We start from the raw sequence: 14,718 nt of genomic DNA, 5'->3' as shown, positions 1-14,718 counted from the left end.
CTCCGGGCATGACTCCCGAGCCACGCGAGCCGCGCGACCACCCATCGCCCCCTTCGGCGGACGAGCAGCCGCACCACGACGCGGTCGTCCTCGCAGGCGGCGCCGCCAGGCGCCTCGGCGGGGCCGACAAGCCGGGCCTGCCGGTCGCCGGGCGGGCGCTGATCGACCGCGTCCTGGACGCGTGCGGGGGCGCGGCCACCACCGTGGTCGTCGGCCCGCGTCGCCCCACCGTCCGTCCGGTGGCCTGGGCCCGGGAGGAACCTCCGGGCGGGGGCCCGCTGCCGGCGCTCGCAGCCGGGCTGCGCCAGGTCACCGCGGACGTGGTGCTGGTGCTCGCCGCCGACCTGCCGTTCCTGTCCCGTACGGCGGTGGACGCCCTCCTCGCCGCCCTGCGCGGTGCGCAGGGCGGCGACGGGGTCGTGCTGACCGACCCCGACGGCCGCGACCAGACGCTGGCGGCCGCCTACCGCACGGACGCGCTGCGCCAGCACCTCGCGCTGATCGCCGCCGAGCACGGGACCCTCACCGGGCTGCCGTTGCGGCTGCTCACCGGTGAACTGGCCCTGCTGCGGCTGCCCGACCCCACCGGGCAGGCCTCCTTCGACTGCGACACCTGGGACGATCTCTCCACAGCCCGGGCCAGGATCAGGGAGCATGGGGACGTGTTGGAAGAATGGATCACCGCAGCCAAGGCCGAACTCGGCATCGAACTCGACGTGGACATGCGCATGCTCCTCGATCTCGCCCGGGACGCCGCCCACGGCGTCGACCGTCCCGCCGCGCCGCTGACCACCTTCCTGGTGGGCTACGCGGCGGCCTCGGCGGGCGGCGGCGAGCAGGCTGTCGCGGAGGCCGCCAGGCGCGCCTTTGTGCTGGCCGAGCGGTGGGCGAAGGAAACGGGGAGCGGGGACCCGGACGCATGAACCTGCCGGGTGCGGCGGGCGGTGCCCGCGACACCGGTGCCGGGGACGCCGCCGATGACGAGTTCGACGCGGCGCTGGCCCTGGCGAACGGGCGGGCCGCCGGCCGGCACGGTCCCGTACAGCCGCCTTCCGGTGGCGACCCCGGCGAGGCCGGGGCCGGGCCGCACGGCGCGTCCCCCCAGGGCTCCCCGGGCGGCCACGGCGGCCAGCCGGGCCACCACGGCCGCCAGGGCCACGGCGGCGGCCGGCACCACGGCGGCCCCGCAGGCCACCGCGACCGCCACGACCTGCCGTGGCCCCGGGCCCGCCGCATCGCCGGCGCCGCCGCCGGCCCGCTGGGACGCCTGGACCTGCCGCTCGGCGAGGCACTGGGACACGCCCTCGCCGAACCGCTGACCGCCCTCACGGACCTGCCGTCCTTCGACACCTCCGCGATGGACGGCTGGGCCGTCGCCGGCCCCGGCCCATGGCGCGCGGAAGGCCGCGTCCTGGCCGGGCAGCGGGCCGCGCAGCCGCTGCTCGACGGCCAGGCCACCGCCATCGCCACCGGGGCCGCGCTGCCCCCCGGCGCGACGGCGGTGCTGCGCCGGGAGTACGGGCGGGTGACGGCCGACGGACTGCTGCACGCCACGCGGGGCGGCCCCGAGCCCGGCCAGGACGTGCGGCCCCGCGGCCAGGAGTGCCGCGGCGGCGACACGCTGCTGGCGCCAGGTGTGCTGGTCACGCCCGCGGTGCTCGGCCTGGCCGCGGCGGCGGGTTACGACGCGCTGACCGTGGTCGCGCGGCCCTCGGTCGAGATCCTCGTCCTCGGCGACGAGCTGCTGGACTCCGGCGCGCCCGGCGGCGGCCGGGTCCGGGACGCGCTCGGCCCCCTGCTTCCCGGTTGGCTCGCCGCGCTCGGGGCCGGCACGGTCCGCGCGCGGCGGCTGAAGGACGACGCCGACCTGCTGCAGGACGCCGTCACCGCGTCCACCGCCGATGTCGTCGTCACCACCGGCGGCACGGCGAGCGGCCCGGTGGACTTCGTCCATCCCGTACTGGAGCGCATCGGCGCGCGGCTGCTCGTCGACGGCGTCGCCGTCCGCCCCGGTCACCCCATGCTGCTGGCCGAACTGCCCGGCGGCAGGCGGCTGGTGGGCCTGCCGGGCAACCCGCTGGCGGCGGTCTCCGGTGTGCTGACCCTCGCGGTGCCCCTGCTGCGCGCGCTCGCCGGGCGCCCGGCACCGGAGGCGTACGGGGCGCGGCTCACCGGGGACGTGCACGGCCACCCCACCGACACCCGCCTGGTGCCGGTGGTTCTCGACGAGGAGTCGCAGGTGTCCCCGCTGCACTTCAGCGGTCCGGCCATGCTGCGCGGCATCGCTGCGGCCGACGGCATGGCCGTCGTCCCACCCGGCGGGGCCGTGAAGGGCGACCGCGTGGCCGTCCTGGAGACGGGCTGGGGGCGGTGGTGAGAGATGCGGGCCGCGGCCAGAAGGCCGCGCGGACAGGCGGCGGCACCATCCACCTGCCCACCAAGAAGCCCGTCGGGCCGCTCGTCCAGGTCGTCCGACGGCTCCTGATGGCCCTGCTGGTCATGGTGCTGACCGTGCTGATCGTGTACGCCGACCGCGAGGGCTACCACGACAACTCCGACAGCCCGATGTCGCTGCTGGACTGCGTCTACTACGCGACGGTCACCCTCTCCACCACGGGTTACGGCGACATCGTCCCCTACAGCCCGAGCGCCCGGCTGACCAATGTCCTCCTGGTGACGCCCCTGCGCGTGCTCTTCCTGATCATCCTCGTCGGCACCACTCTCGAGGTGCTCACCGAACGTACCCGCGAGCAGTACCGGCAGCAGCGCTGGAGGTCCACCGTGCGCGATCACACCGTCATCGTCGGATTCGGCACCAAGGGCCGTTCCGCGGCCAAGACACTCACCGGCCACGGCGTGCCGCCGCAGCGGATCGTGGTCGTCGACCCCGACCCCAAGGCGGTGGAGGCCGCGGTCTCCGCGGGCTTCGCCGGCGTCACAGGCGACGCGACCCGCAACGACGTCATGCTGCGTGCGGAGATCCAGCGGGCCAAGGAGCTCATCATCGCCACGCAGCGCGACGACACCGCCGTCCTGGTGGCGCTCACGGCCCGCCAGCTGAGCAAGCGGATCAACATCGTCGCGTCCGTGCGCGAGGAGGAGAACGCCCCACTGCTGCGCCAGTCCGGGGCCAACGCCGTCGTCACCAGTTCCGGCGCGGCGGGCCGGCTGCTCGGGATGTCGATGCTCAGCCCGAGCGCCGGCGAGGTGATGGAGGAGCTGATCTCCTACGGCAGCGGGCTGGACCTGATCGAGCGCCCCGTCACCAAGGCGGAGGCCGGGCTGAACCCGCGCGAGGTCGGCGACCTGGTGGTGGTCGTCAAGCGCGGCCACCGGCTGCTCGACCACGACAACCCCGAGGCGAGCCCGCTGCAGTTGACCGATCGGCTCATCGTCGTCCACAGGACGAGCCAGGGGGACCCGTCGCACGTTCCGCAGGGGTAGCGTCGGAGCATGCATGCGATCACCATCCCCGAACCCGGCGGCCCCGACGCGCTCGTCTGGGCCGAGGTCCCCGATCCGGTACCCGCCGAGGGCGAGGTGCTGGTCGACGTCGCCGCGACCGCCGTCAACCGTGCCGACCTGCTGCAGCGGCAGGGCTTCTACGACCCGCCGCCCGGCGCGTCCCCCTACCCGGGCCTGGAGTGCTCGGGCCGTGTCGCCGCCGTCGGCCCGGGGGTGAGCGGCTGGTCCGTGGGCGACGAGGTGTGCGCGCTGCTCGCGGGCGGCGGCTATGCCGGGAAGGTCGCCGTCCCGGCCGGGCAGCTGCTGCCGGTGCCCAAGGGCGTGGGCCTCGTCGAGGCGGCGGCCCTGCCCGAGGTGGTCTGCACCGTCTGGTCCAACGTCTTCATGATCGCTCACCTGCGTCCTGGCGAGACGCTGCTGGTCCACGGCGGTTCCAGTGGCATCGGCACGATGGCGATCCAGCTGGCCAAGGCGGTGGGCGCCAAGGTCGCGGTCACCGCGGGCAGCGCGGACAAGCTGGCGAAGTGCCGTGAGCTCGGCGCCGACCTCGGGATCAACTACCGCGAGCAGGACTTCACGGCCGAGGTCCGTGAGGCCTTCGGCGGCGCCGACGTCATCCTCGACATCATGGGCGCGAAGTACCTGGGCCGGAACATCGACGCCCTCGCGGTCAACGGCAGGCTGGCCGTCATCGGGCTGCAGGGCGGCGCCAAGGGCGAGCTCGACCTCGGGCGGATGCTGGCGAAGCGGGCCGCGATCACCGCGACCTCGCTGCGCGGACGGCCGCTGGAGGAGAAGGCGGCCATCGTGGCGGCGGTGCGGGAGCACGTCTGGCCGCTGCTGGAGTCCGGGGTGGTGCGTCCGGTGGTGGACCGCGCCCTCCCCATGCGCGAGGCGGCCGAGGCGCACCGACTGGTCGAGGCGAGCACCCACGTCGGCAAGGTGCTGCTCACCCTGTGACCACCGGCGGACGGCCGATACGGCCCGCTGGGACGACTGGCCGCCCGTGACGCACCATGTGACGCTGGAAGCATGGAGTTGCGGAAGGTGGTCGTGGTATCGACGGTGACCGGGGTCGCTCTCCTGGTCACCGGCGCCGCCGCACCGCCTCCGCCCCATCCGGCGGCGTCCTCCGGGCTCGCGGGCAGCGAAGCCGGGGAGGGGCGCAGGCACCCCGGACGGGCGGAGCCGCCGCCGACCCCGGACGGCGACGCCGGAAGCCGGCCCTCCGTGCCCGTCCCCGTGCACGCCGAGGAGCCGCAGAACCAGGGCCCGGCCGCCGTCCCGGCACCCGTGGGGCGGGTGCTCGAGGTCCTGCCGCTCGGCGCCGGGCTGGTGCTGATCGGGCTCGGTCTGGGCTTCCTCGGCCTGCGGCTGCGCCGTGCCCGCTGACCTCTGCGCGCCCCGCACCGGGCCCTGTTGGCGGCGTACGGGGAGCGCCGGGAGGCGTAGCGCGGGGCTCTGGGGGGCACACATCCCGGTAAGGCGACGGTGCGCGACAATGACGGCATGGAGATGCCGATGAACGAACGGTCGCAGGAGAGCCCGCAGGTCCTGGTCGTCGGCCCGGACGGGATGGCCCTCGGCGGCGGACCCGCCGGCCGCGCCGGAGATGGCGACGAGCAGCGCGAGGTCCCCGTGACGGAGATGGTCGAACAGCCCGCGAAGGTCATGCGGATCGGCAGCATGATCAAGCAGCTCCTGGAAGAGGTCAAGGCCGCGCCCCTGGACGAGGCGAGCCGGGTGCGGTTGAAGGAGATCCATCACAGCTCCGTGAAGGAGCTGGAGGCAGGGCTCGCCCCCGAGCTCGTCGAGGAACTCGAGCGGCTCTCGCTGCCCTTCACCGAGGATGGTGTGCCGAGCGACGCCGAACTGCGGATCGCCCAGGCGCAGCTGGTGGGTTGGCTGGAGGGCCTCTTCCACGGCATCCAGACCGCGCTGTTCGCCCAGCAGATGGCCGCCCGGGCCCAGCTGGAGCAGATGCGCCGCGCGCTGCCGCCCGGTGTGGCGCAGGAAGGCGACGAGGAAGGCCACATCCCGGGCGGGGCGCGCAGCGGCCCCTACCTGTGAGCCGGCGGCCGCGGCGACAGCGGGTCGGTGCGTACGCGTAGGTACAGACGGCGGGGACCCTCGGGTCACCCGCCGTCCGCCGGTGCTCTCTGACGCCGACCGCATGCGTTCTCGTGCGCCGTCACGCGAGTGCCCCCCCGGAGCGGTCGCGGGAGCCACCCCGGCGCGGTCCCGGGAGTGTCGGAGCGTTCAGGGGACGCCGGGGCGTCAGCCGCCCTGACCGGTGGACACCCAGATGGTGATCTTGTCGTTGCCCGGCTTGAGCGAGCCGTAGGCCTTGGGCCTCTGGTCGACGACCGCGCCCTTCCCGTAGATCTGCTCGTCGCGGTACTTGACCTCGTAGTCCCAACCCGCCGCCTTCATGCAGGATGCGACCGAGTCCACGTACTTGGTGAAGAAGTCCGGCATCACCACCGAGTCCGGGTCGCCGCCCAGGTAGCTCCTGGTGGCCTCGGCGCAGCGCGAGGCGTCGATGGTGCGGGTCTGGTCGGCCTGGCTGACGCCGGGCGCGGGCTTGTCGTCGGCGGGCTCCGAAGGCTCCTGCCGGCGGGCGGTGGCGGAGTTCCCGGGCCGCGCTTCGTAGCCGGGTGTGCCGCCGGTGCCGCCGGTGTCGCCCTCGCCGCCGTTCCCGGTCATCGACATCGCGATGGCGATGACCACGATCACCGCGATGACGGCGACCGTGGCGCCGATGGCGACGACCGCCGTCGAGGCGCCCCCGCCCGACCGGCCGCCGCCCGCTGCCGCGCCGGCGCGCATCGTGTAGGGCGGGGGGGAGTGCTGGCCCGCGGCCCGCGGGTGCGGCTGGTGGGGGGAGTGCGAGGCGCCGGCCGGATAACCGTAGGCGGGACCCGGCGGCGGGGTGTGCGCGCCGCCGCCGGGGCCGCCGCCCCAGTGCGGCTGGGGCTGCGGCTGGTGCTGCTGCGGGAACGGAGCCGGCGCCGGGGGCTGGTACGGCGCTCGCAGCTGCGGCGCAGGGGTGCCCAGCTCTCCCTGCACCGGAGGGAAGACCGCGGAGGAGACGTCCTCGCCGCGGCCGCGCGGGCGCGGACCGCCACTGATGATCAGCGGTGTGGCGCCGCCGCCGTGGCCCGGCGCGGCGACCCGCCGGGCTTCCTCGCGCATGGCGTCGGCGGTCGGGAAGCGCTCGGCGGGGTTCTTCCTCAGGGCCCGCGCGACGAGCGCGTCCACCCCCGGCTGTACCGCCCGGTTGAGCGCCGACGGGGCCGGCGGCGCCTCCTGGACGTGCTGGTAGGCGATGGCCAGCGGGGAGTCCCCGTCGAACGGCAGCCGTCCGGTGAGCAGTTCGAAGAGCATGCAGCCCACCGAGTACAGGTCGGAGCGCTCGTCCACGCCCCGCCCCAGCGCCTGTTCCGGCGAGAGGTACTGCGGGGTGCCGACCACCATGCCGGTCTGCGTCATCGAGGAGACGCCGGACTGCATCGCGCGCGCGATGCCGAAGTCCATCACCTTCACCGCGCCGCGCTTGGTGAGCATCACGTTGCCCGGCTTGATGTCCCGGTGGACCAGGCCCACGCTGTGACTCTCGGAGAGCGCCGCGAGCACGTGGGCGGTGATCTTCAGGGCCTTCTCGGTGGGCATCGCGCCGAACCGCGCGATGTCCTCGTCGAGTACCTCCCGCAGCGGCTTGCCCTCGACGTACTCCATGACGATGTACGGCACGAGCGCGCCGTCGACGGTGTCCTCGCCGGAGTCGAAGACCGAGACGATGTTCGTGTGGTTGAGCTTGGCGACGGCCTGCGCCTCGCGCCGGAACCGCTCGCGGAACGACGGCTCGCGCCCGAGGTCGGTGTGCAGCGTCTTGACGGCCACCGGCCGGTCCAGCACTGTGTCGTGTGCCAGATGCACGGCGGCCATGCCGCCCTGCCCCAGCAGGTCCCGGAGGACGTAGCGGCCGTTGCCGACCGAGCGCCCCGAACGAGTGCCCCGCGTGCCGTCCCCGCTCATCCGAAACCGTCCCCTTGACGTTCCCCCTGGGCGCACCCGCGTGCGCGCACGACAGTCGCCCCCATCCTGACCGCCCAGTCTGCCCGACGGCCTGGACAGGTCAAGTTCGTTGACCTGTTCGTCACCAGACGCACAAGAGTTCCGGCGGGAACGGGAGGGGAGCGCGTCGCTGGCGGAACGCGGTAGCGTGGTGCGCCGGAGGACCCTGTTCGGCGACGATCGACGGCGAGGACTGATGGCACAGACGACAGCCGCCGGGGGCGCTGAGGAGCCCTCTGCCGACGGCCGGGGCGTGCCTGACTCGCCCGAGCAGTGGGGTGCCGGAGGCAGGGTCGGCGACGGCCGCTACCGGCTGACCCGGCGTCTCGGACGCGGCGGCATGGCCGAGGTGTTCGCCGCCGAGGACATGCGCCTGGGGCGGACGGTGGCCGTGAAGCTGCTCCGCTCCGACCTCGCCGAGGACCCGGTCTCCAAGGCCCGTTTCACGCGCGAGGCGCAGTCGGTCGCCGGGCTCAACCACCATGCGGTGGTGGCGGTCTACGACTCGGGTGAGGATGTCACACCGGGCGGCACCGTGCCGTACATCGTGATGGAGCTCGTCGAGGGCCGTACGATCCGCGACCTGCTCCTGGGCTCCGAGCAGCCGCCGCCGATCGACCAGGCGCTCATCATCGTCTCCGGCGTGTTGGAGGCGCTGGCCTACAGCCACGCGCACGACATCGTCCACCGGGACATCAAGCCGGCGAACGTGATCATCACCGACACCGGCGCGGTGAAGGTGATGGACTTCGGCATCGCCCGGGCCCTGCACGGCGCCTCGACCACGATGACGCAGACCGGCATGGTCATGGGCACCCCGCAGTACCTGTCGCCGGAGCAGGCCCTCGGCAAGACCGTCGACACCCGCTCCGACCTGTATGCGACAGGCTGCCTGCTCTACGAACTCCTCGCGTTGCGGCCGCCGTTCACCGGAGAGACGCCGCTGTCGGTGGTCTACCAGCATGTGCAGGACGAGCCGCGCCCGCCCTCCGAGACCAGCGACCGGGTCCCCCCGGAGCTGGACGGGCTGGTGCTGCACGCGCTCGCCAAGCACCCGGACGACCGCTTCCAGACGGCCGAGGAGATGCGCGGCGTCGTCCAGTACGCGCTGAGCATGCTGAACGAGCGCGGCGGCCACACCGGCACCTGGAACACCGGCTACGTGCCCGCGCCGAACGCCGTGGCGACCGCGCCGATCGGCCTCCCCCCGCAGTTCGGGCAGCACGACGCGCACCACACCGCGCAGTTGCAGCCGCCCCTGCTGCTCGGCCCGCCCGGCGGCGACGGCGGCGCGGGCGGCTACGACGGTGGAAAGCCGCCGCAGGGGGGCGGGCGCTGGGCCAAGCCGGTGCTGTTCGTGGTCGCGGCGGTGCTCGCGGTCGCTCTCGGCGTCTACTTCGCCGTCTCCCACACGGGGGACAAGAAGCCTCCGGCGCCGGAGGTGAAGCCCACGCAGTCGCAGCAGGAGAAGCCGACGACGCCGCGGGAGACCGAGGAGGAGTTCAGGGACGACACCACCCAGGACGGCACCGGCGGCTTCCCGGAGAAGCCGACGTACACGAAGCCCCCGCCCTCGACCGAACCGACCACAGAGGTCCCCTCGACCCCGGCGCAGCCGACGAAGGAGCCGAGCACCCCGACCGGCTCCGCGCCCGCGTCCGCGAGCCCGTCCGTGTCCGAGACCGGCGGCAGCACCGACGGCGGCGCCGACGACGGCGGCACCGATGCGGGCGGCGGCAGCGAGGGCGGCACCTCGGGCGAGGAGACCGGAGGCCCGACCGGTACCGTCGAGGGCGCCGTCCAGGGCGCCGTCACGGGAGGCTGACCGGGCGCCGGACGGTCGGCGGGGCCCACCACCCGGGTGGGCCCGGCGAGCTCGGGCCGAGGCCCCGGACTCAGCCGGTGAAGGACTCCAGCACCGGCTCGTACGCGGCGGTCCACCAGACGACCAGGGCGGACGAGTCGGGGAAGAGGGGGTCGGCCCTGCGGTCGTCGAGGACGTAGCGCCAGCGCAGCATCCAGAAGTCGTTGAGCCGCTCCCACCACACCCGGTGCACGGCCGCCGCCAGTTCGTCCTCGGCCACGCCCGCGGCGCCTCGGTAGGCCCGGGCGTACGCGCGGATCTTGTCGAGGTCCAGGGCGCCACCGCGCTGCACGAAGAAGATCACGGCGGCCCGTACCGCCTCCTCGGCGCGCGGCTGCACGCCGAGCCGGTCCCAGTCGACGATGGCGACGGGCTCGTCGTCGCGGTAGAGCAGGTTGAGCGGGTGGAAGTCGCCGTGCACCCAGCCGGACACCGGGCCTGCGGCGTCGGGCGGCCGACGGTGGGCGTGCCGTTCCAGCAGGGCGCGGCGCTCCAGCAACCGGTGCTCGGCCAGTTCGTCGAAGGTCTCGCGCGGGGCGCGGGCGCGCACCCTGCGCAGCAGCGCGGCGATCAGCGCAGAGGTCACCTCGGGGTCCGCGCTCGCGTGCAGGCCCGGTTCGGGGGCCGGCTGCACCCGGGCCAGGGCGGTGTGGACGAGACCGAGCAGCGCGCCCAGGCGGCGGGAGTCGGCGGTGGTGAGCTCGCCGCCCTCGCGGTGCCGGCCCTCCACCCACGGGTAGAGCGCGTAGGGGCGGCCGCCGACCACGGCGACGGTGCGGCCGTCGGCGTCGGGGACCGGCGGGGCGACGGGCAGGCCGACCTCGTTCAGCCGCTGGGTCGCCCGGTGCTGGCGGGCGATCACGTCGGAGTCGGAGGTGGCGCTGTCGACGTACAGCTTGAGGAAGTAGCGGCCGCTGGTGGTGGCCAGCCGGAAGCCCCGGTTCAGTAACCCTTGGGCAACGGGTTCGCAGCACAGCGGGGTGCCGGCGTGCGTGTACCGGCGCAGCAGGACGTCCAGAGTCCCGGCGGAGGGCGGCGCCGTCGCCGAGCTCCCGATCACCAGGCAGATGCTAGATCATTTCGGTGGTGGACTCGTGGGTCGAGTCGTACGTACACATGGCCCGGTTTCCGGCTTGTATCGTTTTCGTGATCTGTGCCGAACAGCGCCCGCAGCGACGGCGACGGGTGGAAGGCCCGTGCCGTCCCCAGGAACTGCACCGCCCAGCCCGCATCGAGGTCGTCCGCCTGGTAGGCCACGACCGTGCCGTCCACGCCCCAGGAGCGGTCGGTGCGGATCAGCACGGAGTCGTCGGCGACGACGTGCCGTGCCACGGCGATGTACGGCAGGGCCCCCCGCGTCAGCGCCAGCCGCCCGTACCGGACCTTTCCCAGTAGCGCCAGCGCAGCGCGCCCCTCGAGTTCCATGGGAACCACCCTGCCCGGCCGCCCCGCTCGGACGCAGAGGACTCCGCCCCCACCTGCGAGGCCGATGGTCCCTGATGGGGCCATACCGTCTCAACCGGCCGAATCCGGCACCGGCAGGCCCAGTACGCGGTCGCGCAGCACCGGGAAGTCCGCCCGGGTCCTCGCCACCAGGCCCGGGTCGAGGTCGGCGGTGAGGACCTCCTCCCCCGGTCCGGCCTCGGCGACGACCGCGCCCCACGGGTCCACCACGACGCTGTGCCCGGCCAGCTCCACCCCGGCGTGGGTTCCCGCGGTGCCGCAGGCCACCACGTAGGCCTGCGACTCGACGGCACGGGCCCGGGCGAGCAGCGTCCAGTGCTCGCGGCGCCGTGCGGGCCAGCCGGCCGGTACGGCCAGGACGGTGGCGCCCGCGTCGACGAGCAGCCGGAACTGCTCGGGGAACCGCAGGTCGTAGCAGGTGGCCAGACCCACGCACACGCCCTGAACGAGGCCGGTGACGATGCGGTCGCCGGCGCTCATCAGCACCGCCTCGCCCTGGTCGAAGCCGAAGCGGTGGATCTTGCGGTAGGTCGCGCGCAGCTCGCCGTCGGGGGAGAAGAGCAGGGAGGTGTTGTACAGCGCGCCGTCGGCGGCGCACTCGACGATCGACCCGGCGTGCAGCCAGACACCCGCGTCCAGCGCGGCGGCGCTCATGGCCTCGGCGGTGGGACCGTGCAGCGGCTCGGCCTCCGGCCGGAAGAGATCGGCGGCGAAGGCGCCCACGGGCCACAGCTCGGGCAGGACGACAAGGTCCGAGCCGGCCTGCTCGCGGACGAGCGACGCCACCCGTTCCCGCCGGGCGTCCACCGCTTCGCCGCGAGCGACGTCGATCTGGAGCAGGGAAACGCGCACAGTACCACCGCCCATGAGTTCGGCACGTTCTTGCGGGCCTACGATCGTCACACGAAAGCACTCCCGTGGTGTCACTGCGCAGCGTAATTTATGGCGCACACCACGACCGCGCTCCGACCGTCGAGGGGTCCCGTGACCGGCACCGTCCACAGTCAGATCCAGCCGTACATCGACGCCTGGACCCACTCCATAGAAGCGATAGCCGAATTGGTCCGTCCCGTTCCGGCGGGCGCCTGGAACCGGCCGACCGAATGCCCGTACTGGTCCGTGCGCGACGTCGTGTCGCATGTGATCGGCTACGAGTGCGAGATGCTGGGTGATCCCCGGCCGATCCACACGCTCCCCAGCGACCTTCGGCACATGACCACGGAGCACGCCCGTTATGTGGAGGTGCCGGTCGACAAGCGGAGGCACCACACTCCGCCCGAGGTGGTCGGGGAGCTCGACTACACCATCATCCGCCGGTCGCGGCAGCTGCGGAACGAGACCCGGGGTGCGCAGGACGTCGTGCGGGGCCCCATGGGCCGGGAGACGACCCTCGAGGAGCTGCTGCGGTGGCGGGTCTTCGACGTGTGGGTGCACGAGCAGGACCTGCGCCGGGCCCTCGGCGAGCCCGGCAACCTCGACTCGCCGGGCGCGTCCGTCGCCCGTGACCACATCCTCTCCGAGCTGCCGAAGGTGGTCGCCGAGCGTGCGGGCGCTCCCGCGGGCTCGGCCGTGGTCTTCGACGTCCACGGGGAGCTGGAGTTCATGCGGACGGTCCGGGTCGACGCCGACGGGCACGGCTCGATCGACGGCAGTGTCTCGCTCGGCCCGGCGGTCACGCTGACCATGGACTGGGAGACCTTCCTCCGGCTCACCTGCGGCCGCACGCGGGCGCACGCGGTGGCCGACCGCCTGAAGATCGAGGGCGACGAGTCCCTGGCCGACGCCATCCTGGCGAATATCGCCGTCACGCAGTGACGCCGGCGGGAGCGTTCATGTCCCGGCGGGGACGTGGACGCTCTCGACGCGGCTGGCGGCGATGCGCTGCCGCTCCAGCCGAGCGGCCCGGCCGCGCAGCCGCAGGATCTGGACCAGGCCGAGCGCCTGGATGACGAAGACGCTGCTCCAGGCCACCCGGTAGTCGCCGCCGGCGGCGTCCAGTAGGACGCCGATGGCGAGCAGCGTGGCCATCGAGGCGGTGAAGCCGCCGATGTTGACGATGCCGGAGGCGGTGCCGAAGCGCTCGGGCGGGTTCGCCGGCCGGGCGAAGTCGAAGCCGATCATCGACGCCGGGCCGCAGGTGCCCAGCACGACGCAGAGCAGGACGAGCAGCCACAGCGGGGCGTGGTCCGCGGGCCACCCCAGGACCACCGCCCACATCGCCGCCGTCACTGCGACGACGCCCAGGGTGAGCGGCATCCGGGCGCCGTGGTGGCGGCCGATGATCTGCCCGAAGAGCATGCCGAAGACCATGTTGGCGATCACGACCAGGGTCAGCAGGGTGCCCGCGGTCTCGCGGGACAGCCCCTGGGCCTCGACCAGGTACGGCAGCCCCCACAGCAGCAGGAAGACCATCCCGGAGAACTGGGTGGTGAAGTGCGTCCACATACCGAGCCGGGTGCCGGGCTCCCGCCAGGCGGCGGCGATCTGCCGCTTGACGTAGCCGCGCCCGGGGCGCTCGGCGGGCGCCGGTTCGAAGCCCTCGGGGTGGTCCTTCATGAAGGCCAGCACGAGGACGAGGACGAGCGCGCCGCCCAGCGCCGTGCCGACGAAGGTGGGGGTCCACCCCGCGGAGTGCAGCAGCCGCGCCAGCAGCACGGTGCTCAGCAGGTTGCCCGCCACGCCGAAGAGCGCGGCGCCCTGCGCGACCACCGGACCGCGGCGGGCCGGGAACCAGCGCGAGCCCAGGCGCAGCACGCTCACAAAGGTCATGGCGTCGCCGCAGCCCAGCACCGCGCGGGCGGCGAGGGCCGGTCCGTACGCGTGGGAGAGGGCGAAGCCGAGCTGGCCCGCGGTGAACAGTACGATGCCGATGGTCAGCACCTTCTTGGTGCCGAGGCGGTCGACCAGCAGGCCCACGGGTATCTGCATGCCCGCGTAGACCAGCACCTGCAGGATCGAGAAGGTGGACAGCGCCGAGGCGCCGATGTGGAAGCGCTCCGCGGCGTCGATGCCGGCGACGCCGAGGCTGGTGCGGTGCACGACCGCGACGGTGTAGACGAGGGTGCCGATGCTCCACACGGCGACGGCTCTGGCGCCGCCGGGCGGTTCCCCGGTACTGGTGCCGCTCGTGGTCATCACTTCCCTCGGGCCAGGTGGCTCACCCAGCTGACGTGCCGCTCGACCAGGGCGGCCGCGGTGGTGGAGTCTCCCGCACACAACGCCGCGAGGATCTCGGTGTGTTCGGCGACGTTCTTGGCGATGCGCCCCGGATCGGCGTTCATCGTCGCCACGCCCATGCGAAGTTGACGGTCCCTCAACTGGTCGTACAGGTGGGACAGGATGCGGTTGCCCGCGGCGCGGACGATCTCGGCGTGGAAGCTGCGGTCGGCCGCCGCGAAGGCGGCGAGGTCGCCGGTCGCGGCGTGGCCGCGCTGCTCGTCCAGCAGCTCCTCCAGGCGGGTCAGCAGCCGCTCCGGGGCGGGCACCGCCCTCGTCACCGCGTGGCGCTCCACGAGCAGCCGGGTCTCCACGACGTCCGCGATCTCCTGCGCGGAGACCGGCAGCACCAGGGCGCCCTTCTTCGGGTAGAGCTTCAGCAGGCCCTCGGCCTCCAGGCGGAGCAGGGCCTCGCGGACGGGGGTGCGCGAGACGCCCACGGCCTCGGCCAGCTCGCCCTCGCTCAGGAGGGTGCCGCCCTCGTAGCGGCGGTCGAGCACTGCCTGCTTGACGTGCGCATAGACCCGCTCGGCGGCGGGCGGCTGCTTGGAGGCCGGCTCGGGGCTGGCGACGGAGGCGGCGGCCGCGGGGCTTCGAGTCATGATGCGCACATCATAGATACAAGACGTATG

Annotated in this window: 14 protein-coding genes; 8 read left to right on the top strand and 6 right to left on the bottom strand. The window is 73.8% G+C overall.

Translation table 11 applies throughout. The features are described 5' to 3' along the window. The first annotated feature begins 8 nt into the window (after positions 1-8). The 6 genes from ACRWND_RS02580 to ACRWND_RS02555 all read left to right on the top strand — a co-directional run bounded on the left by ACRWND_RS02580 (position 9) and on the right by ACRWND_RS02555 (position 5,535). A complete protein-coding gene (locus tag ACRWND_RS02580; RefSeq protein ID WP_431945381.1) occupies positions 9-923 on the top strand; it encodes an NTP transferase domain-containing protein in 915 nt (304 codons plus the stop codon). After that, entirely contained in the window at positions 920-2,377 is a 1,458-nt protein-coding gene (locus tag ACRWND_RS02575; protein WP_431945379.1) for a molybdopterin molybdotransferase MoeA, read from the top strand. Before ACRWND_RS02580 ends, ACRWND_RS02575 begins: the two co-directional genes overlap by 4 nt. Beyond that, on the top strand, positions 2,374-3,444 hold the full coding sequence (locus tag ACRWND_RS02570; RefSeq protein ID WP_431945377.1) for a potassium channel family protein: 1,071 nt from the start codon (positions 2,374-2,376) through the stop codon (positions 3,442-3,444). The genes ACRWND_RS02575 and ACRWND_RS02570 overlap by 4 nt, the downstream gene beginning before the upstream one ends. A 9-nt stretch (positions 3,445-3,453) precedes the next feature. After that, positions 3,454-4,425: an NAD(P)H-quinone oxidoreductase gene (locus ACRWND_RS02565; RefSeq protein ID WP_431945375.1), complete on the top strand. Its 972-nt coding sequence runs from the start codon at positions 3,454-3,456 to the stop codon at positions 4,423-4,425. Between the two features lie 72 nt (positions 4,426-4,497). After that, the gene (locus tag ACRWND_RS02560; protein WP_431945373.1) at positions 4,498-4,857 is read left to right on the top strand and encodes a hypothetical protein; all 360 of its coding nucleotides are present in this window, start codon (positions 4,498-4,500) and stop codon (positions 4,855-4,857) included. Positions 4,858-4,974: 117 nt separating this feature from the next. Beyond that, complete coding sequence (locus ACRWND_RS02555; RefSeq protein ID WP_431945371.1) at positions 4,975-5,535, top strand: bacterial proteasome activator family protein; 561 nt, start codon at positions 4,975-4,977, stop codon at positions 5,533-5,535. Positions 5,536-5,742: 207 nt separating this feature from the next. Here the strand turns inward: ACRWND_RS02555 and ACRWND_RS02550 are convergent, their stop codons facing one another. After that, positions 5,743-7,503: a protein kinase domain-containing protein gene (locus tag ACRWND_RS02550; RefSeq protein ID WP_431945369.1), complete on the bottom strand. Its 1,761-nt coding sequence runs from the start codon at positions 7,501-7,503 to the stop codon at positions 5,743-5,745. A 235-nt stretch (positions 7,504-7,738) separates the two neighbouring features. Here ACRWND_RS02550 and ACRWND_RS02545 point away from each other — a divergent pair, with 235 nt between their 5' ends. Next, on the top strand, positions 7,739-9,367 hold the full coding sequence (locus ACRWND_RS02545) for a protein kinase domain-containing protein (protein ID WP_431945367.1): 1,629 nt from the start codon (positions 7,739-7,741) through the stop codon (positions 9,365-9,367). A 70-nt stretch (positions 9,368-9,437) separates the two neighbouring features. Here the strand turns inward: ACRWND_RS02545 and ACRWND_RS02540 are convergent, their stop codons facing one another. From ACRWND_RS02540 to ACRWND_RS02530, 3 genes are all read right to left on the bottom strand, one after another. Continuing rightward, positions 9,438-10,466, bottom strand: a complete 1,029-nt coding sequence (locus tag ACRWND_RS02540) for a phosphotransferase (protein ID WP_431945365.1) — start codon at positions 10,464-10,466, stop codon at positions 9,438-9,440. Further along, a complete protein-coding gene (locus ACRWND_RS02535) occupies positions 10,463-10,831 on the bottom strand; it encodes a pyridoxamine 5'-phosphate oxidase family protein (protein WP_431945363.1) in 369 nt (122 codons plus the stop codon). Before ACRWND_RS02535 ends, ACRWND_RS02540 begins: the two co-directional genes overlap by 4 nt. A gap of 90 nt (positions 10,832-10,921) precedes the next feature. Then, the gene (locus tag ACRWND_RS02530; protein ID WP_431945361.1) at positions 10,922-11,722 is read right to left on the bottom strand and encodes a carbon-nitrogen family hydrolase; all 801 of its coding nucleotides are present in this window, start codon (positions 11,720-11,722) and stop codon (positions 10,922-10,924) included. Between the two features lie 132 nt (positions 11,723-11,854). On the opposite strand from ACRWND_RS02530, the gene ACRWND_RS02525 reads away from it, so the two are divergent. Next, positions 11,855-12,685 (top strand): maleylpyruvate isomerase family mycothiol-dependent enzyme, encoded by an 831-nt coding sequence (locus ACRWND_RS02525; RefSeq protein ID WP_431945359.1) that lies wholly within the window; start codon positions 11,855-11,857, stop codon positions 12,683-12,685. 15 nt (positions 12,686-12,700) lie between these two features. On the opposite strand, the gene ACRWND_RS02520 is transcribed toward ACRWND_RS02525, so the two are convergent. Continuing rightward, a complete protein-coding gene (locus ACRWND_RS02520) occupies positions 12,701-14,005 on the bottom strand; it encodes an MFS transporter (protein WP_431945357.1) in 1,305 nt (434 codons plus the stop codon). Next, on the bottom strand, positions 14,005-14,688 hold the full coding sequence (locus ACRWND_RS02515; RefSeq protein WP_431945355.1) for a GntR family transcriptional regulator: 684 nt from the start codon (positions 14,686-14,688) through the stop codon (positions 14,005-14,007). Before ACRWND_RS02515 ends, ACRWND_RS02520 begins: the two co-directional genes overlap by 1 nt. Positions 14,689-14,718: the final 30 nt, after the last annotated feature.

Origin of the sequence: Actinacidiphila sp. bgisy167 (genome assembly GCF_965342175.1) — a bacterium.
Classification (GTDB): Bacteria; Actinomycetota; Actinomycetes; order Streptomycetales; family Streptomycetaceae; genus Actinacidiphila.
The sequence above is the reverse complement of the archived record's forward strand: the minus strand, read 5'-3'. Positions and strand labels throughout refer to the sequence as shown.